Origin of the sequence: Metabacillus herbersteinensis, assembly GCF_042433335.1 — a bacterium.
Lineage (GTDB): Bacteria > Bacillota > Bacilli > Bacillales > Bacillaceae > Metabacillus > Metabacillus herbersteinensis.
The window spans coordinates 33,307-55,881 of record NZ_JBHLVO010000028.1 but is presented as its reverse complement, the minus strand read 5'-3'; the positions used below and the strand labels follow the sequence as shown (position 1 = coordinate 55,881).

The window sequence follows — 22,575 nt, the reverse complement described above, 5'->3', positions numbered from 1 at the left end:
GGCTTACCCTTCTGTTCGGTCCTAGCGCCCGTGTTTTCACTCACTAGCTTCTGCCCCACTTCCACAGACATTTCATGTGGTACTTTTCTGTTATCTTCATGCGTCCCACCCTTCGCAAGTCCTATCCTTTTTGAGAATAAGACCCAAGTATCACATTGGACACTCTCACTTATGTGCCGTCCTCGCCTTTATTGCTAGAGGGTATTAGGCATAAGCTTCTTTACTACTATGGTGTTCTCTGACTTCTCCCCTCGCATCTTGAAATCTTGGATTACCTCCTTGAACTTCAATACCTGTCTGGTCGGACAAAGGGAGATCTCTATGGGTCACATCGCTCACTTTCCCTCTACTCCAGCCCTCCTAACACTTCGAGCTACGTCAGTTATTTGGACTTCCTGATTTCTTGCTCAGTCATCCTGCTCTCGTGCCAACATGGGTTTTACGGCTCTGGTCAGAGGTTTGCCTTCAGACCCTCCGCACGATTTCTCACGATCATCGCACTGTCTGTCAGCTATACTTCCCGACTGATCGGCGGGCATATTCGGGATTTTCACCCTATAGCGAAGCGTGCTGCCACACGCACAAGAACTCGTTTTGATTAAAAGGAAATCAAAATGAGCTCAAATCAAAAGTCATATATACAGCTTGCGAAAGACGTCTCAATATTTACCCTACAAATATTTTTCGTCGATCATAGGCAAAAATAATCATTGTTGCACCTAAGATAGCACAAATCATATACATAAATGAGTATGAGAAAATATCAGCCATTGGCCCCATTATAACACTGCCTAGCGAAACCCCTAAATCAGCCATAGCAATAAATAAACCTAGTAACACATTGCGGTTAACCTGTGGCAAGACAAAGCTTAGATACGATGTTAACGTTGGATAAATGAGTGCCTGAGCGATTCCCATTAAAATTGCACCAGCATAGAAAAAAACAGCTCCACCCGTTGTAGCAAAGCTTACACATAGCGCAGCTATTGCTAAAAGAAGCATAGTCCCCATGATAAAAGATGAATGCCATTTGCCATCTGAAGGGACTTTTTTTCTTAAAGTAAAACGAGCAAAGACAACCGTACCTGCCTGAAGCATGAGATAAATACCAGCATTACCACTTGTCAATTGCATAGCGTACAGTGGTATAAATGTTGTAATAGCCCCAAATACAACGGAAGAAACTAACATCAATACGCTGCATTTAAATAAAAACGGATTTTTTACTAACTGACCCAATGACATAAACATACTTACTCTCTGCTCATTATTATCTTTAAAAGGCTGAACCGTTCCGTTTTCCATTTTGGCACCATAGCCAAACACCCCTGTAAATAGGGCAATTGCTATCATCACTACCGTAAAGTAATCCATTTCCCCTTGCCAAATACCTAACGCCAGTAAGGGGCCAATAATACCTGGTATATATGAAAATAAAGAATAAAGTGAGATGCCCTGAGACCGATCCTTCTCTGGCAGTGCATCAATAATCCCTATCTGTAATGCCATTGAAAAAAAAGCCGTAGACACTCCTTGTAACATACGGGCAACTAGATAGCCCCCTAATCCAGTGAACGTATATAGAATTAAAGCAAATCCATTAATAATAAGAATAATGCGTAACACTTTTATCGGTCCATGTTTTTCAATAATATGACCTGCCCATGGTCGAAAAAACATGGTTGTGAACAAATATGCCCCCATGATTAAGCCAATTGTTGTATTGCTGGCTCCTAATGCTTCTCCTTGTAATGGGATAAGAACATTTAGTATAGAATTGGCACTAAAATAAAGAAGAACCAACAGATACAAACGTAGAAAGGGCCATGACATCGCTCCACTCACAATTTATTCTCCTCCTAAAATCGTCTCAGAATTTCTATGACTCTATGTATTTAAAATTTAATCTACTCTCTTTTTGAAGTCATTTCACAAACACACAAAATCTGCATTACTTCTCTATTCACTCTGTCATAAAGACTGAGAATATATACCCTCAAATATATTCCGGCTTGTCTTCCTTCACCGTAAATAATATTAAAACGTTATTAACGCCTGCAATAATTTTTTTGCATACTCTGACTGAACGTCTTTTAATTTTTCGATTTCAACCATTTCTTCAATTTGACCATCTCTGAAAATAATGACTCTGTTGCAAATATAGGCAGCAGCCTGTATGTCATGAGTTATAAAAACATATCCCATATTGTAGATTCTTTTTAATTCTTTTAATAATTCAAGCACTTGTGTTTGAACAGATACATCTAAAGAACTGATTGCTTCATCTAATAAAATAAATTTCGGTTCTGTTGAAATAGCTCTTGCAATACACACCCTCTGAACCTCTCCTCCTGATAACTCATGAGGATATTTTTTTTATAGGACGGATTTAATCCAACTTGATTTAATAGATTATTAATCTTGTTTTGATTTTCTTTATTGACCTTATTCTGAATTTTTAATGGCTCCAGAATTGCTTCTTCAACAGTAAAGAATGGATTAATGGAAGATTTATAGTCTTGAAAAACAGCGCCGATGTTACCTAATCTCACTCTTCTATCTTCTAAATTTTTCCCATCAAATAAAATGGTTCCACGATCAGGCTTTTCAATTCCTAGTATCAAACGCCCTAATGTTGATTTTCCACTTCCACTTTCTCCTATAATGCCGAGACATTCTCCGTCCTTACATTCAAAACTAACATTCTTTAAAACGTTCTGTCTTTCTGCAGAAAACAATCCACCTGTTTTATATGATTTCTCAACACTATCAACTTTCAGCAACTATAGCTCCTCCCCCCATTATTTTCTTAAAATTATTACTCAGCGCTAGTCTTGTGGATACTAAATATTTAGTATATTCATGTTGCGGTTCTGAAAAAATTACTTGAGTACTCCCTCTTTCGATAATTTCTCCATCCTTCATTACTAAAACTTCATCCGCAATTTTTCTTACAACACCTAAGTCGTGTGAAATAAAGATCATCGAACAACCCATTCTTTCCCGCAACTTAATAAATTGTTCAACGACCTCAAATTGCGAAATGGTATCAAGCGCTGTTGTCGGTTCATCAGCGATAATAATATCTGGCTCCAAAACGATTGCCAGCGCAATCATAATTCGCTGCAACATTCCACCTGATAGCTGGTGTGGATATTTGTTCATAATCTCTATCGGATTTTTTAGCATGACACTTTCCATGGCATTTTTCATATTCTCTTCCGTTCTGTTTTTATTCCAGTTGAAATGCTCAGCAAGTGTTTCTTTTAAATGAACACCAATCACACAAGAAGGGTCAAATGCACTCATCCCATTTTGTAAAATCATGCAAAGGTTTCTTCCTCTTTTCTTTCTCATCTCTTTTTCAGAAAGATTGTTTACGTTTTCTCCTTTAAATAAAATGTCCCCTGATTGGCGAAGAGAGGCCTTATTTAATCTCATTATTGACCTACATGTCACAGACTTACCACTTCCACTTTCCCCCACAATTGCCAGGCAGCTTCCTTTCTTTAAATTGAATGAACTATTAGTAATAATCACTTCACCCGTGCTAACATCCCATATCTTTAAATTTTTAACTTCTAATATATTCATAATTTATTTTGCCACCTCTTTTTCTTGAAGTTTAATTCTAGAGAGAGCCAAATTATCTTTATGCGTATTTTTAGAGTTGACTAATTTAGGGTCTAAAGCAACTTGAAGTGCATCAGATAAAAAATTAAATGCCGATACGACAATAATGATGGCTAAACCGGGTGCTAACATTAACTCAGGTCTTGTAAACATAACTTCCCTCGCCTCATTTAACATCATTCCCCATTCAGCATTAGGAGCCTGAATTCCTAAACCAAGAAATGAAAACCCTGAAATTTGCAAAATCATCGAACCAATAGAGCTGCTTGAAATGACGGCAATATCAGAAAATGTAACAGGTACAATGTGATTATAAATAATTTTTATATTACTGATTCCAGAGGCTTTGGAGAATTTCACATAATCTAACTCAGCATATTGCATAACAGACGTTCTAATTAACCGAGCAAACCATGCCCATTTAATCAAAATAAATGCAATCAATATATTTTCAAGACCCACTCCTAAAATGCCAATAATCGCTAATGCCATAACGTATCCTGGAAATGAAAGCATAACGTCGCAAATTCTCATAATAGAGGCGTCTACTTTTCCTCTAAAGTAGCCCGCTAGAAAGCCTAACGCAGCTCCAATTAAAACAGATATTAATAATGCAACTAAAACCCACAAAACGCTAGGACGAATCCCATAAATTAATCTAGACAAGACACATCTCCCTAGATGATCGTTACCTAACAGGTACCCCCACGATGAGGAGGCATATCGCAAGCTCATATTCACTTCATTAAAGTCATGTGGGGCAAAGATAGGGGCAAAAATACCAACAGTAATCGTAAAAACAATGACTAATAGAGATAGGATACCTATCTTATCTTTACTTAAATTTTTTAATATTCTCATTTAGAAGTCATTCCTTAATTTAGGATTCAACGCAGCATTTATAATGTCAGAAATCGCATTAAACATAACAAATGCTACTGCTAATATAAGAACATAAGCTTGGATAATTGGGAAATCTCTGCTTAATATCGCTCTTACACTCAGACTTCCTAACCCTGGCCAAGCAAAAACATTTTCTATAACCACTGTACTACCCAATATAATGGGGATTGCCATACAAAATATCGAAATGGCAACTTGCAATGAATTTCTTAATATATGCATGGTGATCTTCCTTTCTGGTAAACCACATGCCCTTCCATACAGTACATAGTCTTCATTTAAATTGCTTAACATCGAATTTCTAACGATCCTAAAATAAATACCTGCATAACTTATCGCTATGACAATAACCGGAAGTATATAATTTTTATACGAATCCATTCCACTTGTTGGTAATAAATCTAATTTAACAGAAAAATACCAAATCATAAGAGCAGCCAGCCAGTATGAAGGCATGGCCGTTAGAAAAAATGAAAATCCCCTTACCGACTTATCCATTATTTTCCCTTCATTCATCGCACAAATAATACCTAATAGTATTGACATCATGATAATCACAGCAGATGAAACTAACGTTAGCTTGAACGTATTTAAAAAAGCTGGACCAATTAACGACCAAACCGATTTTCCTGTCACGTAGGAGTTCCCAAAGTCAAACTGTAAGCAGGCAATAACCCAATCAAAGTATCGTATGATAAATGGTTTATCCATCCCCAACTCTTCTTTCGTTTGAACAATTAATTCATCTGTTATTGTTGGAACACCTTGCGCTTGTAATACCACTTCAGCTGGATCTAAGGGAGAAAGACTAATTAAAACAAACGTTAAAAATGAAATAACCAAAAGTAAAGGGATGGAAACTAATAGCCTTTTAAGTATATAACTTCCCATATAAATCTCCTTTCAACAGAAATTACCCTTAATATACAAAGTTACAATTGCACTAGTCTAGTAAACGACTGGAACTTTCTCAAAAATAAAAAGGGGAAAATCCCCTTTTTATTTATATTTCTATTCAAAGTTCATCAGCTCAAATGGCAACTCAAATTGTGTTTGCTTAAAGGAAATGCCTTTTAAATTTTTTGGAGCAACGACAGTTACGCTGCCATTTGAAATTGGAATGAAGACTGCTTCATCATGAACAATTGTCAAAATATCAGCATATAACGATTTTCGTGTTTCCTCATCCGTGGACACCATAACTTCATCAATCTTCTTGTAGAGTTCATCTGATTGCGCAATGCCACTTGTAGTATGCAAATAAGAAGCCTCAGAAACAAAAGCAGATATTGTACTTTGTGGATCATACGCTAGTCCCCATGTTTGATTAAATAAGAGATCATAGTCACCTGTTGACCTTCTATTGGCAATGGAAGTCGACTCTTCACCAATAATATCTAGCTGAATACCAATCTCTTTTAAGGAATGTTGAATAAATTCAGCCTGTGTTTTTTGAGAGGAAGAATTGCTATCATAGTAGAGTTCCATTGCTAAATTGTTGCCGTTTTTTGTTCTAACTTTTGCACCATCCTCTATTTTCCATCCGGCTTCTTCTAAGATATCTTTCGCTTTTACTAAATCGTATTCTCGTTTCTTCAAATCGACATCTGCATAATTGACGTTAGATGAAAACAATGTTTTGGCTACTATTTCTGTGTTATTAAAAATATCCTTACTAATTGTTTCCCTATCGATAGAGTACCAAATAGCTTCACGAACAGCTGTCTCATTTATTGGATTATCAGATCTACTACTGTTAGCTACAATCATTTTCGTATTCATTGGTTCACTTCTAACAAGTTGATAATCACCTGAATCAACTAATTGATTCATTGATTCGACATCAAGGCTATCTGCACCTCGATCATCTGTGAAAACAAAGTTTATTTCTCCTTTTTGTAATGCTAGAAATGTCGTTCCCCCTGCCGGAAGAACTTTAGAAGTTATTTTCTTTATTTCAGGTGATCCACCCCTGTAGTTTTCATTCGCTTCAAAAGTAGCATACTCATCTGTTTTATGTTCAGTGAGAATGTATGGTCCTGTTCCGTTGTACCCATTTACACCTTCTTTAGTTTCTCCGTTAATAAAGTTTTTAGGTGATATGAATACATAAGGTCTAGTCATAGACAATTCAACCAAAGCTGGATAATATGCTTCTGACAGAACAAATTCAACGGTGTACTCATCTACTACATTACAACTCTCTATTTTGGTTGATAGCTTAATCCAAGAGTGCTTTTCTGCATTATTTTGTACAGCATCAATGTTTTGCTTCACTGCTTCTGCGTTAAATGGCTCCCCATCATGGAATTTCACATCTTCTCTTAGATGAAATGTATATACTTTTCCACCTTCTGAAATCTCCCATGATTCAGCAAGTAACGGCTTGATCCCATCTTCCGTATTTTCAACTAATGATTCGTAAACCATCCCTTGAGCTGGCATTGAACCTGCATACAAATGAGGATTCATATCATTAATATCTTTGGCTGTTGCATAAACTAATTCGTTTGCTTTATTCGTTGAGTCAGTATCTTCCTCCTTCCCAGTGCTCGACTCTTCTGAAGTTGCAGAGCAGGCGACTAGAATAGATAAGACAAATAAAACTAGAGCTACTAACTTATTTTTTTTACCTAACAATGTTTTCCTCTCCTTTTTATAAATCGTAATGATTACTATTTATATAGTATATGACTCTATTACTTAAGACAAGTACTTCCAACAGCTTTACTTTCTATTTTTTCCTTTTTCCTCCTCTATTCCACACTTTCTAAAGTGTTACCTATGTCAACTGGACTACTTCTAATTTTTATATTTTCTTCTAGCCTATGAATAACACGGTCTCGTTAAAAAAACCTAAAAATGAGTGTTACTAGACAAGCCAATGTTACTGAAGTGATGATTTGCTTCCCTACAAATTGAGAGGTAAGTTTTCCTCCAAACTCCTTCCACATTGTCAAAATTGTGACAGCACAAGCGGTTAAAGTTGATGCTAAGAAAATGAGCAATAGGAGATTCAAATCCGTTAGTTGTGTAATGAAGTCAGCTCCGTTTTCATTAAAAATCAATATTCCATCTTTGCGAATAAAAGAAAATGCTAATCCAGCCCCTGCTTCATAAGGCAAGCCTAATAAAGTTAGTAACGGTACAAAGAGTAACTGTAGAAAATCGATTAGTTTCAATTCATAAAGGATCGTCGATACGATGCAAATAAGTAGAAAAATAGGCATCGCTTGTGTTAAAAACTGTTTGATATCACGTGCATATCGAATAAATGTCCCTTTTACAGTTGGCATTTGCAGGAAAGTTTTTCGAACTGGAAGTATATTTGTTTGTCTAGCAGCTTGTTTCTTATACCATAATCTAGTATGGAGGATCCCACCTACAATTAACATAAGCAGATATGGAAAAAACAGCCATGGCTTGCCTGCAGAATTAAAGATTGATAGAGTTGCTCCAATTTGATAACTGCATGCAGAACCAAAGGTAATCAGTGATACGCATTGCTTACGAGTGCAGAGCTGGCAATTCCTACTTTGATAGATGGCGACAACATTGCACCCAAATCCAGTTAATACAGGAAGTAAGTCTTGCCCAGATAAACCAATTTTCTTTAATAATGGATCGAGTGAATCGATAATTCGGTCTTTTAGACCTGTTTCATCTGCTATAGATGTAGACAGTCCAATAAAAACGACCACAGGAAAAGCCCAGATAAACGAATAGATTCCTAGTGTAAGGAGTCCATAGTTTCCGATTAAAACCGATTCAATAAACGACGGTGTACCACTCGTTAACGAAATCAGCATATTTATAATGAGATTGTCAAACAATGGTTGAATCTGTTCTGATAGAAGATACGCAGCTAACACAGGAAGTAAAAACATTAATAATAAACTTAAAACGGATAGAAGTGGTCCTAAAATTGGGATATCAAAACATATTTTTGCAGGGTCGTTTTTATCAATCTTAAGATTTAGTAGTAATTTTGACTTTTCCTCATTAATAACATGCTCTCCTTCAAGTGTTTGTAGAAGGAGCACTCTTTCCTCTTCTTTTAAAACTCGTGTGTTCACGATAAATAGTGGAATCTTGTTTGCTAACATAAATCTCTTTAATTGCAGTTTACTTTCTACAAGCATCTTATCCGCATGGGTAACTGCAATAATTGCTGTTTTCTCCGTGTTTTCAATTAATGGTAGCAACTGCGATAGTTCTTCTTGAAAATGGGTTCCTCTGACTACGAGGATCATGCTTGTAGATTTCCTTATTTCCGAGATGGCCATATGGTCTGTAACAGAAGAATTAAAGGTTAGCCCAGGAGTATCAACAATGGTTCTTTGATTTATCTGATCAAATTTAATGCTGTAGGTTGTGCCTTTTACATTGGTCTCTTCACCTATACGATTTCCAATCAACTTTGTGAACAGTGTAGACTTTCCCGAAGATTCTAAACCGATTAAAACGACTCTTTCTTTAGGCAACTGTTCTGCTAACATTCACATTTTACCTCACAGCATGTAAGATCATCTAAAAACATATTGTTTTTCCGGTAATGTTCAAGCACACTTTCATTGTAGTCTGCACCCGCTCGATCAAGAATTTCTTTTGCGACCACTGCAAAGCGCTGACGAAACTTATAGATAAAGCAGAAAATGACCTCTTTATGGCGAACATTTGGACCGATTAAAAATAAATTATGTGACTCAGTCGATTCATCTTGCTCTGAAAGAAGAGGCACTCCTGTCTCATCCCATTCAAAAAATGACTGTATTTGCTTTGCACCAGGAATAAAGCCAGTTGCCAAAATCGGTTTTGTCTTCGTTTTGTGAGAACTTCCATCAGATAAATAGAGGACGTAATCTTCTGCTGCTTTTTCAATCTTAAGTACCTCTACTCCTCCCTTTAATTGAAGTCTGTTTGTTTCCATAGCACTCACTAACCGTTCCTTTGTGTATGGAGACAATGAGAGACTTGGATCTACCTCCTCTGACTCCCAAAGTGAACTTCTTGAAAATACAGTAGCCGATTTTTTGTTCATCACAAGATGATACCCTGCATCAATTCCGCTCTCATAACCACCAATGATTGTGAATTCATCACCATCTAATTCAGCCCATGACTCCACTTCACTGTTATGAATAGCTAATTCAGCACCCTCAAATGGCTTGGAGTTAGGAAACTGGTATTCTCCGGTTGCCCAAATAACATATTCTGCAGTAATACAGCCTTCGTCTGTGTGAAGACGATAATAACCATTCTTCTTTTCTACTCGTTTTACCTCAGTATCTTCTTCAACCTTAAGCTTAAAGTGCTGTGATAGCATCTGCAAAAATGTTCCGTACTCCTCACCAGTTAAATGCTCTTTTTCAAAAGAAAAGGCAGGTGAAGTTTCAGGGGCAATGCTATTTAAATCAAGTGAGCCAAATCCATGTCCGATAAATGAAGGAGTAATAAGTTTCATTTCTTTTGGCCACTGAAAAAATGTTGCACCGACTTCATACTTTTCCAAGATCACATAGTCTTTGAATCCTACCTTTTCTAGGAGAATACCAAGCCCAATTCCGGCTGGTCCTGCCCCTACGATTGCAATTTTTGTTTCCATATCAACGCCTCCTATTCATTCAAAAGAGAAAGCTGCCGATTCGTTTCGACAGCCTCATCTTTTTTACCAGCTTGCTTTCTTCACACCAGGTACTTGCCCCTTATGTGCTAGCTCACGAAACGCAATTCGTGACATTTTGAATTTTCTTAAGTACCCTCTAGGTCTTCCCGTTAATTCACAACGATTGTGTAAGCGAGTCGGAGCCGAGTCACGCGGCAGCCTACGAAGTGCCTGATAATCTCCTTTTTCCTTTAATTCTCTTCTTCGCTCTGCATATTGCTCAACCATCGCTTGACGTTTTAGCTCTTTAGCAACCTTGGATTTTTTTGCCATTTTAAAATTCTCCTATTTTTAATCAAAATTATTACGATTTACATTTTAGACTTTTTAAAGATTCCAAATAAAAGGGTCGTCTAGCATGCTCCAGTTACGATCGAACTCATTTTCAGTTAGTAAGCGTTCATCTACCTTAGCAGAAATTTCTTTGGTATCTAAGTCCTTCGGTTCTAAAAAATCCCGCTTCCTAGCTTATTTGTTCCTCAACGATAGTAATTTCAATAATGTCATTTACAATAACGGCAATTTTTAAATCTCACTTAATATGTAGAATATGATTTAATATTGTTGCCTCTCCAGAACCTAAATACCCACTCAAACTGTTACAGGAATCTTCCTCATTAGTGTACCCCTTTTCAAATAAAACGAAACCGTTACGATTTGTAGTTTTTATTTTACTACATTTTATTCAAAAAGAGAACCATAGATTAATGGCTCATGATTTCCTGCTGTACTCCTTGTACGATCTGCTAAGTTCACGTTCATCTATTTTATCGCTAATTCGCTCCATCGCTTTTTTATCATTTAATAAATTTTGTTTATTCATTTTCATTAAATCTTTAAAAGGTATTTTTTTTCGCAATTATTTCGTCTCCTTTCCCTCTATTTTATATGACGTAATCTCCTCAAGTCCTTAACTTCTACTTCTAGCTCGCTTAAAGCTAATTCATATAGCTGCCTTTCCGATTTCTTATATATTCCGTGATCAAGGAGTTGCTTAATCAGTGTTTTTTTTCGACCACCAACAATCTTTCGTAGTTGCTCTGACACACTTCATCACTCTCTAAGTGATAATGATAATCATTATTGTTTGTTGCGATTGTATTATATTTCTTTATATTGCAAATGTCAATGAAAAAATAAAAAAACATCCCAATTGTCGAGATGTCCTTGTCTTCATTTCATTTGCCTATATGAGCGCTTAGCTGCCTGTGTTTGTTAAATATAAGGGAATGTGCATTGCCGACCTTTTCTTCTAAATAATTTAGTGAATAATTCCCCGATGGATCAGCAAGGTCACCGACTGCCCGAGAAAGACTGTCGATAACAAGTCTTAGTGTGTCAGACTCTCTCAGCTCCTGGTTAAAATTCATTTCATCCATGATTTGATGAGCCATATGCTGTACCTTCCGTAAACGAATTGTCCGTTGTTGCATGAAACCATCCCCTCACCTTTACATGAATTTGATTAAACTATATGGTAAAAGTGAAGAGAATATGAGTTTTTTTCAGCTTTGGATTTAATAGTTTTGACTGTATTGTAAAATATAGAGAAAGTAATTTTATAAGGAGAGAACATTTTAGCAGATCTTCGAAGGTATTGTTAGAAAAGTCCCATTGTTTTTTTTATGGTATAAATATCTTTTTCGCTTTTCCACTGCTTGCTTGCTAAAAGATCGATGTGATCCTCAAGCTTATCTAGCTTTTGGTGCGTTTCTTTTTGCCCCTGTTCAAGCTTGTCTACTTTCTGTTCGAGTTTATCTACTTTCTTTACTAACAAATCAACAGTTTCCTTAACGTCAAGCATTACAGTTAAAAGCTTGTCAAAACCTTCATCAGACATTATTTATCATCCTCTCTTATTTTATCCTTTTTTTATTATACATTAATCGGGGGATTTTGCGTGACATTATATTCAACTTGTTTTGCACGTGACTTTTCGAAAAGACCATTGTCACCATGGAGATAATTGATTTATATCTGGATTATTTTGTGTATTCATTTAAAAGGCGGTACCACTTTCAAAGTGTGGTACCGCCTTTTGTGTTAAATTTTTGAACTAAGAACTCTTCCGCTTGGTCAATAATGAGGTTATTTGCAATAGGTCCTATTCCTTAAAATCATAAATCATAGTCCACTTCATACACTCTATTATTTTTTACAGCTGATAAATTACTCCAAATTGCATAGTCCTTCATTTCCTTTAGATTTTCTTCTTATTTCTACTAGAAGGAAGATGTGATCTGGATTAACTTCTGGCATCTTTTCAATTGAAAGTGGTGCAAATGGCTTTTCATCTGAGCTATCTGGGATATGTGGTGGAGCATTGAGACCTAAGTCACATAAAGAATATTGAATTTCTTTTTACCGTAATAGCGCATTTCCTTCTCAGTAATTCGAAGGAACATCACCGTTTCATCTCCAGGGTAAAAAATTTGCTTTTTCTGATCATCCATTTAATATTTTTCCTGAGTCAGCGAAACTTTCATACAAGTTCCTATTTAATTTTGGCAAGTACATCAGTAAAAAGAGCGACCTCCCTGAGCTAAACATAATAAACGCAAACCACAGTCCATGATTTCCGTATGTAGGAAGTGTGGCCCAAAGAATGATGGAGAATAAAAGAAGCGAATAGATCATCGAGTTTCTTATGGGAGAAGCAGATGTTGCACCCGTAAAAATACCGTAGAACACTAAACCAAAACAGGCTGTAATTGGATACAGCAGAAGCCAACTTCCATAATGAGAGGCCAGATCAGCTACAGGTTTTAGTTGAGTAAACATTCCAATGATAGTATCTTTTAAACAAAAATAAACAACTGTAATAAACACAGCAGAATAAATGGACCATTGATGAGTCAATGAGACAGTTATTGTATAGCTACCCCTTTCACCCGAACCAATTGCACGTCCGGTGAGGATGCTTGAGGCATTCGCAAATCCATCAAAAAAATATGCCATTAAAAAATGAATTTGAATCAGGATTGCATTTGCAGCAAGAACTTCTGTACCATAAACAGCACCCATTTTCGTAAACAGATTAAACATAATTAATAGGCATGCTGTTCTTATAAATAAATCACGATTGACATTAAATTGCTTCACTAAAGCGGGTCCATCAAAGATCATTTTAATAGAAGGGAAATGAGTAGACATTGAATGTACTCGTATAACAACTAAAATCCCTATGACTACTGATGAAATCTCCGCTAGTAAAGTTGCGGCAGCTACCCCTGATACTCCCCAAGAGAAGACAAACACAAATAGTAGATCAAGAACTATGTTCATTACATTCATTCCAACCTGTAAATAAAACGCCTCTTTAATCTTAGATAACCCCATCAGCCATCCAAGAATAACATAATTAATTAACGCAAAAGGAGCTCCCCATATTCGAATATCTATGTAGGTTAAACCATGTTCCTTTACTTGGTCTGTTGGGTTAATGAAATCTATGAAAAAAGTTGAAATAGGAAGTTTAAGTAGGATAAACAGACAGCCACACACTGCTGCAATGTATAGAGGTCTTACTAGCGAGAGAATAATAGCTTTTTCATCCCTAGCCCCATGAGCCTGTGCGGTGAAACCTGATGTACCAACCCTTAGAAATCCAAAAAGCCAATACATCGTACTAAATAGAATTGCTCCTACTGCTACACCGCCTATGTATTCAGGACCTGGAAGCTGACCTACTACCGCTGTATCCACTGCGCCGATAAGAGGTGTTGTGATCGTTGAAAAAATTAGTGGAAGAGCAAGCATAAGATAGTTTCGATGATTCATAGATACCTCAAATAAAAAATTGGTTTTTTGTTTAAAGAATAGTAAAATGTAACTTCAGCACTTTGTAATCCGACACTCTTTTAAATATAATCATTGCGTACCTATTATATCGTAATAATTACGTTTTGTATTCTAGCACTCTCTCTTTATTTCGTCAAATAGGTATCTATAACGATATAGAGGTAATTTTACGTGAACAATCTTTTATTACTATTATAAATTTCTCCAATAAAAACTAACATGAGTCTTCCACTCCCAACCCCAGTATGGAAATATACTGATTCAACGTATAATTAAACTTCAATTGGGCGGTGTGAGCGGAGGAAGTATTAAGAATCTTACAGAGCAAAAATTTATCTATTTTTTTTACTGAGTCACTTTTCTTTATCCATAACGTAGCTCCGCCCCTTTTCTACAGAAAAAAACAGCACTTCAATTAAGAAGTGCCTCATCTTTTCATCCAAAGACTTTTTCTAATTCCTTTTTATCCTGATCCAACCAAAAACGCATGTATCTCTTAGCACCTTCTAAATCATGCAACTTCGCTTGACCACATTGTTTTTCTGTAGCCGCAGGAATTTCAGTAATTTCAACAGCTTCTTTGAACGTATCTTCTAAAAGGTCAATGATTTCCGTTACTTCTGGATTGCCACTAACCACTAAATAATAACCTGTTTGGCAGCCCATTGGTGAAATATCAATTATATCAAAGTGATCGTATTTTTCTGCATATTTGCGGATGTTAAACGCAAGCAAATGTTCTAGTGTATGAATGGTGTCAGGCTTCATTGCTTGTTTGTTTGGCTGACAAAAACGAATGTCAAATTTGTTAACTTCTCCGTCACTACCAACTTTATGAACTCCACAGTGACGAACATAAGGTGCTTTCACTGCATTATGATCTAAATCAAAGCTTTCTACTGAAGGCATTGTATCACTCCTTAAAAGTATTCCTTCTATAATCTTATTATACAACTTATTCCAATTATTTTCATCAATTTTGTTTGCTTTTTAATTTCCAATTCTTAAACTTGGCTAAACTATAAATAAAGTATACTTTAGATATAGAAAGGTAGGTTGGGTACATGAAATTCCTATTCATTGGACTTATTCGTTTTTATCAAAAAGTAATTTCACCAATAAAACCACCAACATGTCGGTTTTATCCAACATGCTCACATTATGGACTTGAAGCCTACAAAAGATTCGGTGTAATCAAAGCTACCTGGCTCACAACGAAACGTATACTCAAATGTCATCCCTTCCATCCAGGCGGGTTTGATCCAGTTCCTGAAAAAAAATAAAAAAAGCGCGGGGCGCCTTGTTCAGCCTTAGGCATAGCATAAGACGATTATAAATAGAAGGCGTTCTTTGCCTTCAATTTATAATTGACTTATGACCTCGAGGCAGGCAGTTACAACCGCGACGTCCTGTCGCTGTAACTGCACTAGCACGTCCTGTGCGTCGGGGCTAGGCGCTGGAGCTGGATTCAGAAATGCATAATTGTCCAAAATCATATAAATTCTGGTGATATTACAAGAAAGAAAGCTTTAGTTTTGATAACCATCAATAACTACATCAAGTTTTCCCGTTTGTGGATCAATAATAAGCCCATGAACAGGTATGCCTTCCGGTAGAAGTGGATGATTTTTTATCGTATTCACACTGTCAAGAACACTATCCTCTACCTTATCAAACCCTTTAAGCCATTGATTAAGATCTAGCCCTGAATAATGAAGCATGTTAATGCGCTCCTCCGGAATTCCACGCTCCATAGCCTTAGCAAGGAGGCTTTCTGAGTCTAACTTACTCATCCCACAATCATGATGGCCAATCACACAAATTTCATCGGCATTTAATTCATAAACTGCCACGAGCAAACTTCTCATAATACTTCCAAATGGATGTGCCACGATTGCCCCTGCACTTTTAACATTCTTAATATCACCATTTCTGAAATTCATTGCCTGTGGGAGAAGTTCAACTAGTCTAGTATCCATACAAGACAAAACAACAAGTTTTTTATCTGGAAATTTATCTGTTTGGAATTTTTCATATTCTTTTTTCTCTACAAATTCCTGATTGTAAATTAAAATTTCATCTAGTAATCTCATTTTAATTTTCACCTCTTAGAAAATTTTTTATTTAACTAAATATATCATATCTCTTGCCATTCCCCTATACGTTCGCTATGATTAATTTTATAAATCGTAATCATTACTATTTTATATATTAATGGAGGAGAATACAATGAAAAAACGTGTACCTGTTACAGTGCTAAGTGGATTTTTAGGCGCAGGAAAGACTACCCTGCTTAATCATATCCTTGCAAATCGGGAAGGAAAGAAAATTGCTGTCATTGTAAATGATATGAGTGAAGTAAATATTGACGCGAGTTTAGTCAAACAAGGTGGATTTTTAAGAACAGAAGAAAAACTAGTCGAAATGCAAAATGGATGTATTTGCTGTACCCTCAGGGAAGATTTAATGATCGAGGTTGAACGTCTTGTTAAAGAAGGAAATATTGATTACATTGTCATTGAATCTTCTGGTATCAGCGAACCGGTCCCAGTCGCTCAAACTTTTTCTTACATTGATGAGGAAGTTGGCATTGATTTAACACAAGGTTGTCGTTTAGATACAATGGTCACAGTTGTTGATGGAAATCGATTCTGGGAAGATTTTGCATCAGGAGAAAGCTTGTTAGACCGCAAGCAAGGAACAGATGAACAAGACACACGAGAAGTTGTCGACCTGATAATTGATCAAATTGAATTTGCAAATGTCATTCTCTTAAACAAAGTGGATCTATTAACAACGGAAGATGCTACTGAGTTAATGAATGTTTTGAAAAAATTAAATCCAGAAGCAACAATAATTCAATCTAGCTTTGGAAACATTGAACTAGATAACATTATGAATACTGGAAAGTTTGATTTTGATAAGGCTAGTCAAGCAGCTGGTTGGATCAAGGAATTAAACGCGGAGCATACTCCTGAAACAGAAGAATACGGAATCTCTTCTATTGTTTACCGCCGCAAGAGACCGTTTCATCCTGAGCGATTGATGACTTGGCTCGAAAATTGGCCTGTTGATGTTGTTCGTGCAAAGGGATTCTTTTGGCTAGCATCTCGAAACAATATGGCTGGGTTGTTGTCACAAGCAGGAACATCTATTACAATTCAAGGGGCTGGAGAATGGGTTGCTGCTTATTCAGAACAAGACCGCATTCAAACTTTAAAAGAAGAACCTGAATTGTTAGATCGTTGGGACAATGAATATGGGGATCGACAAACTGAACTTGTGTTTATTGGAATTGATATGAATCAGCAAGAAATTGAAAAATTACTAGATCAATGCTTACTTACAAATGATGAGATGAGTATCAATTGGAATACTTTCAAGGACTCTCTTCCCGCATTTACCGTTTCCAATTAAAAAAAATTGGTTTAACTGGTTCTCAAAGCGTAACTGTTACGATATAATGACAAAGGTACTTAATTCGTAATCATAATGATTTAGAATAAATAATAATAAAGGAGATTAAGATGAAAAAAATATCATTACTTTTTGCTATCATTTTGGTTTTTTCTACTGTTTTAATAGGTTGTGCCAGCAATGAGAAAACAGAGGAAAACACTAATCAAACAACAACAGAAGAACCTAGTACAGAAAAGTTAAAAGTCTTTACAACCATTTTCCCAATTGAAGATTTCACAAAAAAAATTGGTGGAGATGTAGTAGAAGTTGAAAGTGTATATCCAGCTGGTGCAGATGCCCACACTTTTGAACCAACATCAAAAACAATGGTAGAAATTGCAGAAGCTGACGCATTTATCTATTCTGGTGTAGGATTAGAGGGCTTTACCGAAAAAGCAGAGGAAACATTAAAGGATGAGGATGTAACTTTTGTAGTAGCTGGTAAAGGTATTGAGTTATTGAGTGCAGATGGTCATGACAAAGGAGCTCATGATGAAGAAGCTCATGACGAAGGAGCTCACGACGAAGAAGCCCATGACGAAGAAGCCCACGACGAAGAAGCTCATGATGAAGAAGGACATGATGAAGAAGGACACGCCGAGCACGGTGATACAGACCCGCATATTTGGTTAGACCCAATTCTTTCTATTCAACTAGCTGAAAATATAAAAAATGCTCTTGTTGAGTTAAACCCTGATGAAAAGGAAACATTTGAAAAGAACTTCGAATCATTAAAGTCTGATTTAGAAAGTTTAGACCAACAATTTAAGGAAGTAACTGAGAGTGCAGACAAAAAGGAAATTCTTGTTTCCCATGCTGCATATGGCTACTGGGAAACTCGCTATGGTATTGAACTAATTAGCGTTTTAGGATTATCACCGACTCAAGAGCCGTCTCAAAAAGAATTACAAATCATTGTTGAAGAAGCAAAAGAGCATGACATCAAATACGTTATTTTTGAAAGTAATGTAAGCAGCAATATTTCTGACATTGTTCAAAATGAAATTGGTGCAGAATCATTAACTTTAAGAAACCTTGAATCAATTACCGAAGAAGATAAAACGAACAAAGAAGATTATTTCAGCCTCATGGAGAAAAACCTTGAGACGTTGAAAAAGGCTTTAACAAATTAAATTTCAACGTTATTTTTTAAAAGACCTAGTTGCAACTAGGTCTTTTTTCAACCAAAAAAAATAATAAGAGCATCTAATGGAACAAATGCTCTATCTAACTATTAAGAAAGCGTATTTTCTAAAAACGCTCGGTCATACAATTCTTTAATCGCTAGTTTATCTAGATCATATCCAATTAATATTAAGACTGTTTTGGGCTGGCTTTCTGATAAGGGAGTGGCTCTTAAATGGTTGGCAGCAAACTGTATCTCCAAAGATACCTCTGTAGTCCCTTCTCGAATCATTCCTTTTGCACGAATTAAATTTGGAATTCCTTTTAACCACTTTTCAAGCTTATCTTTTTTTATTGGAGGAACGTCTTCTATTTTCAGAGCAGAAATCGAATGGTGGTTGTGATGATGGTCATGTTTATGATTGTGATTGTGATCGTGTTCCTCGAAATGTTCTTTACCATCAAGATTGACAACAAATTGACGCTGTTCAACTAGCTTTTCAAGCGAGACTTTACCGTAAGAAGCCGTCACAATTTCAATAGTTGGTTTAACTATTTTTTTTAGCTTCTGACTTACTTTTTCAACCTCTTTTTGCGAGACTACATCTATTTTATTTAAAATGATAAAATCTGCTGATGTTATTTGATCTTTCAGTAATTCTCGAATTTCCCTTGTACTTGCAAAAACACTTTGATATTCGAGATAATGCCCTGCATCGACTATTCCGATCATCGATTTTAACTCTAAGGTTTCAATAAACTGTGGATGAAGCAAGCTATCTTTAATTTCTAGAGGATTTGCTACTCCAGTTCCTTCTATTAAAAGAACATCAACAGAGTTCTTTTCTGATTCTTCTATAAATGTATGTAACGTCTGTTTTAAATCTTCTTGAATGGTGCAACAAATACAGCCATTTAAAAGCTCATAAATTTTTTGATTTTGAAACAAATGGCTCTCAACGTTCTCATCACCTAATTCATTCAAAATAATGCCGACTTGCTGTCCTTTATTCTTAAACGATTCCACCATTTGAACGAGAACGGTTGTTTTCCCACTTCCTAAAAATCCACTAATTACGTAGACAGGTATCTTTTTCATTTAAACTAAGCCCCTCTCTGTATCCTTCATTTTACCAAAGATAATTCATGGAATTCCAAGTTATCAGGTTAAATAATATAATAAATAGTAATAATTACGATTTAACTTCTACTAACTATATTATCAAACACCCTCAAGTATGTAAATCAAAAATCTACAAGAATATTATTTAGAAAAAAGTGGAGAATAAGGTAAGAACATTACAAGGCTGGGAAAGAAAGGCGGATCTTGATGGATGACTTAGTGCTTGCGCGCTCATTATTCGGAACAACAATGGGATTTCACATCATTTTTGCCACTTTAGGTGTAGGAATTCCGTTAATGATTTTATGTGCAGAACTTCTTTTTCAAAAAACAAAAGACCCGGATTATGCAGTCATGGCAAAGCGTTGGACAAAGGGGCAGGCGGTGTTACTCGGTGTCGCCATACCCACTGGAACAATCGCAGGTGTACAGCTTTCTTTATTATGGCCTGGCTTTATGGAGGTCATTGGTAGAGTAATGGCACTCCCGTTTCAAATCGAAATTTATGCCTTTTTTATTGAGGCTTTATTTATGTCAATTTATGTTTATGCGGCTGATCGAATTTCTCCTAAAATGAGAATTGTCAGTGTGTCCCTCGTGCTTTTTGGTGCAACTGCTTCTGCTGTGTTGATTACGAACGTTCATGCTTTTGAAGGAACTCCTGCTGGATTTAGAATCTTAAATGGAGAAATTGTTGATGTTGATCCATGGGCTGCGTTTTTCAATCCCAGCTTTCTTGTTTCAGCGGGACATGTCACTGTTTCGGCCTATATGACTGGAGCCTTCGTCATTGCTTCAATAGCTGCTTATAAGATGATTAAAAACCGTAAAAAAGAACGCGTTTACCAGTTTCATCGCAAAGCCCTGATGATCAGCTTAGTAATCGGTGGAGTTTTCTCATTACTAACTGCCTTAAATGGTCATGAATCCGCACAAATGCTTCATGAATATCAACCAGAAAAACTTGCTGCTGCTGAGGGGCTATTCGAAACGCAGGACTTTGCCCCACTTGCAATAGGTGGATTCACAGATCGTGAAACACAAGAGATTAAGTACGGCATAGAAGTCCCTTGGGCCTTAAGTTTTTTAGCGGGGAACAGCTTTGATACAGAAGTTGTCGGTTTGAATGATTTTCCAGAAGAGTATTGGCCACCCTTATTTGTTCACACACTCTTTAATGCGATGGTTTTAATCGGAAGTTCGTTAATCTTTTTATCCATGGTTGGCTTTGCATGGCACAAAATCTTGAAAAAGCCTCATTTCCCTAAGCCTTTATTGTGGCTGTTTGTTTTATCTGGACCGCTTTCCGTACTTTCAATTGAATTTGGCTGGATTTTTGCATGCACAGGTCGACAGCCATGGGTAATTTACAGACTTTTAAAAACGGAGGATGTTGTAACAGGCTCAACACAGATTGGGTTACTTTTCATTTTGTTTTCTTTAATTTACGTCATTTTGGGAGTAGCAGTTGTGCTTGTTTTAAGGTATTACTTTAAGCGCCATCCTGTTGAAGATGAGTTAACACATTCTGTCGATAAAAAAGGTGAAATAAACGTTTAGAAAGGAGTTGCTAAAATGAATCTCGAGATGAGTGCTGATTCTTTGCTTGCAATAACGGTCCTTTGGGGCTTCGTGTTCATCTATGCAGTTATGGCAACGATGGATTTTGGCGCAGGATTTTGGTCGATGGTTTACATTAATCGTGAAAAAACGAATGCCACCAACATAGCTAACAGGTACTTGTCGCCGACCTGGGAAGTTACAAATGTATTCATCGTGGCCATTGTCGTGGCACTTGTTAGTTTTTTCCCTGGTGCTACATTTATACTTGGTACAGTTTTACTGTTGCCAGGTAGCTTTATCTTAATTCTTCTTGCGCTTAGAAGTGGTTTTTTAGTTTTTTCACATGTAGCAAAAGATTATGAAAAAGCACTTACATATGTTTCAGGGATCTCAGGTTTTATCATTCCGGCATTACTCATGCTTGTGTTGCCAATAACCCACGGTGGTTACATTGAGCAATTGAACGGTGTTCATCAACTTCAATTTGGTCAGTTGTTTACAAGTCCAAATAGCTATGCTTTTATGGGATTTGCGATCACGAGTACTTTGTTTTTGTCTTCATTATTGTTGGCAGATTACTCGAATGTTGCAGATGAGCTAGATGCCTATCGAATATATCGTCGTGATGCTTTAATTTTAGGGCCAATCTCTATTGTCATGGCATTTCTTATTATGTTTACACTCCGAACAGAAGCAAATTGGCTTTACACGAATATGCTAGAGTATTTACCTTTTCTAATTGGTTCTGTCCTTATGTTTTTATTAGCAGGCGCTTCCCTCTTCTTACCTTCAGGTCGACATAAAAATAGACGCGGCAGACCAAGATTAGCAGTTATTGCCGTAACTATTCAGTATTTACTTGCGAGTTATGCGTACGGAAGAGCACATTTACCTTACATGATCTATCCTGATGTGACGATTGAATCAGGCTTTACACATCCGAATACGTTTCGGGCATTAATTATTACCTATATTGTTGGATTTTCGATATTGTTTCCTGGCTTTCTTTTGTTTTGGAAGCTGTTTATGAAGGACAAGCGATATTTGAAGCAGAATGAATCGTGAGAAAGCAACCGAGCGTAGTTCGGTTGTTTTTTGTTTGCAAGACTTGATAATGCGATCTCAGTCTCGTGTATATCCGAATTCTCGTGCAATTATCTCGGTTCTCGTGCAATTATCTCAGTTCTCGTGCAATTATCCCGATTCTCGTGCAATTATCTCAGTTCTCGTGCAATTATCCCGATTCTCGTGCAATTATCTCAGTTCTCGTGCAATTATCCCGATTCTCGTGCAATTATCTCAC

At 36.5% G+C, this 22,575-nt stretch carries 23 protein-coding genes and 2 pseudogenes; 5 read left to right on the top strand and 20 right to left on the bottom strand.

Annotated features, from left to right (window positions below; translation table 11 throughout):
• Positions 1 to 204 precede the first annotated feature (204 nt).
• The 18 genes and pseudogenes from ACFFIX_RS22075 to ACFFIX_RS21990 form a co-directional block, all read right to left on the bottom strand.
• Entirely contained in the window at positions 205 to 330 is a 126-nt protein-coding gene (locus tag ACFFIX_RS22075) for a hypothetical protein (protein WP_378937869.1), read from the bottom strand.
• Between the two features lie 336 nt (positions 331 to 666).
• A complete protein-coding gene (gene cntE / locus ACFFIX_RS22070; RefSeq protein WP_378937868.1) occupies positions 667 to 1,845 on the bottom strand; it encodes a staphylopine family metallophore export MFS transporter CntE in 1,179 nt (392 codons plus the stop codon).
• Between the two features lie 192 nt (positions 1,846 to 2,037).
• A pseudogene (locus tag ACFFIX_RS22065) lies at positions 2,038 to 2,783 on the bottom strand (ABC transporter ATP-binding protein).
• Complete coding sequence (gene cntD, locus ACFFIX_RS22060) at positions 2,770 to 3,594, bottom strand: staphylopine uptake ABC transporter ATP-binding protein CntD (protein WP_378937866.1); 825 nt, start codon at positions 3,592 to 3,594, stop codon at positions 2,770 to 2,772. Before cntD ends, ACFFIX_RS22065 begins: the two are co-directional and overlap by 14 nt.
• Positions 3,595 to 3,597: 3 nt before the next feature.
• Positions 3,598 to 4,494, bottom strand: a complete 897-nt coding sequence (cntC, locus tag ACFFIX_RS22055; protein WP_378937865.1) for a staphylopine uptake ABC transporter permease subunit CntC — start codon at positions 4,492 to 4,494, stop codon at positions 3,598 to 3,600.
• Positions 4,495 to 5,427: a nickel/cobalt ABC transporter permease gene (opp1B, locus tag ACFFIX_RS22050; RefSeq protein WP_378937863.1), complete on the bottom strand. Its 933-nt coding sequence runs from the start codon at positions 5,425 to 5,427 to the stop codon at positions 4,495 to 4,497.
• 120 nt (positions 5,428 to 5,547) lie between these two features.
• Positions 5,548 to 7,176: a staphylopine-dependent metal ABC transporter substrate-binding lipoprotein gene (cntA, locus tag ACFFIX_RS22045; protein WP_378937861.1), complete on the bottom strand. Its 1,629-nt coding sequence runs from the start codon at positions 7,174 to 7,176 to the stop codon at positions 5,548 to 5,550.
• A 206-nt stretch (positions 7,177 to 7,382) separates the two neighbouring features.
• On the bottom strand, positions 7,383 to 9,035 hold the full coding sequence (locus ACFFIX_RS22040) for a nucleoside recognition domain-containing protein (protein WP_378937859.1): 1,653 nt from the start codon (positions 9,033 to 9,035) through the stop codon (positions 7,383 to 7,385).
• Positions 9,029 to 10,141, bottom strand: coding sequence for an NAD(P)/FAD-dependent oxidoreductase (locus tag ACFFIX_RS22035; RefSeq protein ID WP_378937856.1), 1,113 nt, complete (start codon positions 10,139 to 10,141; stop codon positions 9,029 to 9,031). The genes ACFFIX_RS22040 and ACFFIX_RS22035 overlap by 7 nt, the downstream gene beginning before the upstream one ends.
• Positions 10,142 to 10,204: 63 nt before the next feature.
• A complete protein-coding gene (rpsN, locus tag ACFFIX_RS22030) occupies positions 10,205 to 10,474 on the bottom strand; it encodes a 30S ribosomal protein S14 (RefSeq protein WP_378937853.1) in 270 nt (89 codons plus the stop codon).
• A 262-nt stretch (positions 10,475 to 10,736) separates the two neighbouring features.
• A pseudogene (locus tag ACFFIX_RS22025) lies at positions 10,737 to 10,819 on the bottom strand (hypothetical protein); the annotation flags it as partial.
• Positions 10,820 to 10,913: 94 nt separating this feature from the next.
• Entirely contained in the window at positions 10,914 to 11,060 is a 147-nt protein-coding gene (locus tag ACFFIX_RS22020; protein WP_378937851.1) for an FbpB family small basic protein, read from the bottom strand.
• 20 nt (positions 11,061 to 11,080) lie between these two features.
• Positions 11,081 to 11,248: a Fur-regulated basic protein FbpA gene (locus ACFFIX_RS22015; RefSeq protein WP_378937849.1), complete on the bottom strand. Its 168-nt coding sequence runs from the start codon at positions 11,246 to 11,248 to the stop codon at positions 11,081 to 11,083.
• A gap of 131 nt (positions 11,249 to 11,379) precedes the next feature.
• Positions 11,380 to 11,634 (bottom strand): hypothetical protein, encoded by a 255-nt coding sequence (locus tag ACFFIX_RS22010; RefSeq protein WP_378937847.1) that lies wholly within the window; start codon positions 11,632 to 11,634, stop codon positions 11,380 to 11,382.
• A 167-nt stretch (positions 11,635 to 11,801) separates the two neighbouring features.
• Positions 11,802 to 12,041: a hypothetical protein gene (locus ACFFIX_RS22005; RefSeq protein WP_378937845.1), complete on the bottom strand. Its 240-nt coding sequence runs from the start codon at positions 12,039 to 12,041 to the stop codon at positions 11,802 to 11,804.
• Positions 12,042 to 12,531: 490 nt separating this feature from the next.
• Positions 12,532 to 12,654, bottom strand: a complete 123-nt coding sequence (locus ACFFIX_RS22000; protein ID WP_378937842.1) for a hypothetical protein — start codon at positions 12,652 to 12,654, stop codon at positions 12,532 to 12,534.
• On the bottom strand, positions 12,647 to 13,981 hold the full coding sequence (locus ACFFIX_RS21995; RefSeq protein WP_378937840.1) for an MATE family efflux transporter: 1,335 nt from the start codon (positions 13,979 to 13,981) through the stop codon (positions 12,647 to 12,649). The genes ACFFIX_RS22000 and ACFFIX_RS21995 overlap by 8 nt, the downstream gene beginning before the upstream one ends.
• Positions 13,982 to 14,437: 456 nt before the next feature.
• Positions 14,438 to 14,911 carry an S-ribosylhomocysteine lyase gene (locus ACFFIX_RS21990; RefSeq protein WP_378937838.1) on the bottom strand — a complete coding sequence of 158 codons (474 nt, stop codon included), beginning with the start codon at positions 14,909 to 14,911 and terminating at the stop codon, positions 14,438 to 14,440.
• A gap of 155 nt (positions 14,912 to 15,066) precedes the next feature.
• On the opposite strand from ACFFIX_RS21990, the gene yidD reads away from it, so the two are divergent.
• Positions 15,067 to 15,285, top strand: coding sequence for a membrane protein insertion efficiency factor YidD (yidD, locus tag ACFFIX_RS21985; protein ID WP_378937836.1), 219 nt, complete (start codon positions 15,067 to 15,069; stop codon positions 15,283 to 15,285).
• A gap of 246 nt (positions 15,286 to 15,531) precedes the next feature.
• Here the strand turns inward: yidD and ACFFIX_RS21980 are convergent, their stop codons facing one another.
• Positions 15,532 to 16,095, bottom strand: a complete 564-nt coding sequence (locus ACFFIX_RS21980; protein WP_378937834.1) for a beta-class carbonic anhydrase — start codon at positions 16,093 to 16,095, stop codon at positions 15,532 to 15,534.
• A 136-nt stretch (positions 16,096 to 16,231) separates the two neighbouring features.
• On the opposite strand from ACFFIX_RS21980, the gene ACFFIX_RS21975 reads away from it, so the two are divergent.
• The gene (locus ACFFIX_RS21975) at positions 16,232 to 17,419 is read left to right on the top strand and encodes a GTP-binding protein (RefSeq protein WP_378937832.1); all 1,188 of its coding nucleotides are present in this window, start codon (positions 16,232 to 16,234) and stop codon (positions 17,417 to 17,419) included.
• A gap of 110 nt (positions 17,420 to 17,529) precedes the next feature.
• Positions 17,530 to 18,594, top strand: a complete 1,065-nt coding sequence (locus ACFFIX_RS21970; RefSeq protein ID WP_378937829.1) for a metal ABC transporter solute-binding protein, Zn/Mn family — start codon at positions 17,530 to 17,532, stop codon at positions 18,592 to 18,594.
• 101 nt (positions 18,595 to 18,695) lie between these two features.
• On the opposite strand, the gene ACFFIX_RS21965 is transcribed toward ACFFIX_RS21970, so the two are convergent.
• A complete protein-coding gene (locus ACFFIX_RS21965; protein WP_378937827.1) occupies positions 18,696 to 19,685 on the bottom strand; it encodes a CobW family GTP-binding protein in 990 nt (329 codons plus the stop codon).
• Between the two features lie 231 nt (positions 19,686 to 19,916).
• Between ACFFIX_RS21965 and ACFFIX_RS21960 the strand changes: the two genes are divergently transcribed.
• Together ACFFIX_RS21960 and ACFFIX_RS21955 are read left to right on the top strand one after the other, a co-directional pair.
• Positions 19,917 to 21,269 (top strand): cytochrome ubiquinol oxidase subunit I, encoded by a 1,353-nt coding sequence (locus tag ACFFIX_RS21960; RefSeq protein ID WP_378937825.1) that lies wholly within the window; start codon positions 19,917 to 19,919, stop codon positions 21,267 to 21,269.
• Positions 21,270 to 21,296: 27 nt separating this feature from the next.
• Positions 21,297 to 22,337 carry a cytochrome d ubiquinol oxidase subunit II gene (locus ACFFIX_RS21955; protein ID WP_378937882.1) on the top strand — a complete coding sequence of 347 codons (1,041 nt, stop codon included), beginning with the start codon at positions 21,297 to 21,299 and terminating at the stop codon, positions 22,335 to 22,337.
• Positions 22,338 to 22,575: the final 238 nt, after the last annotated feature.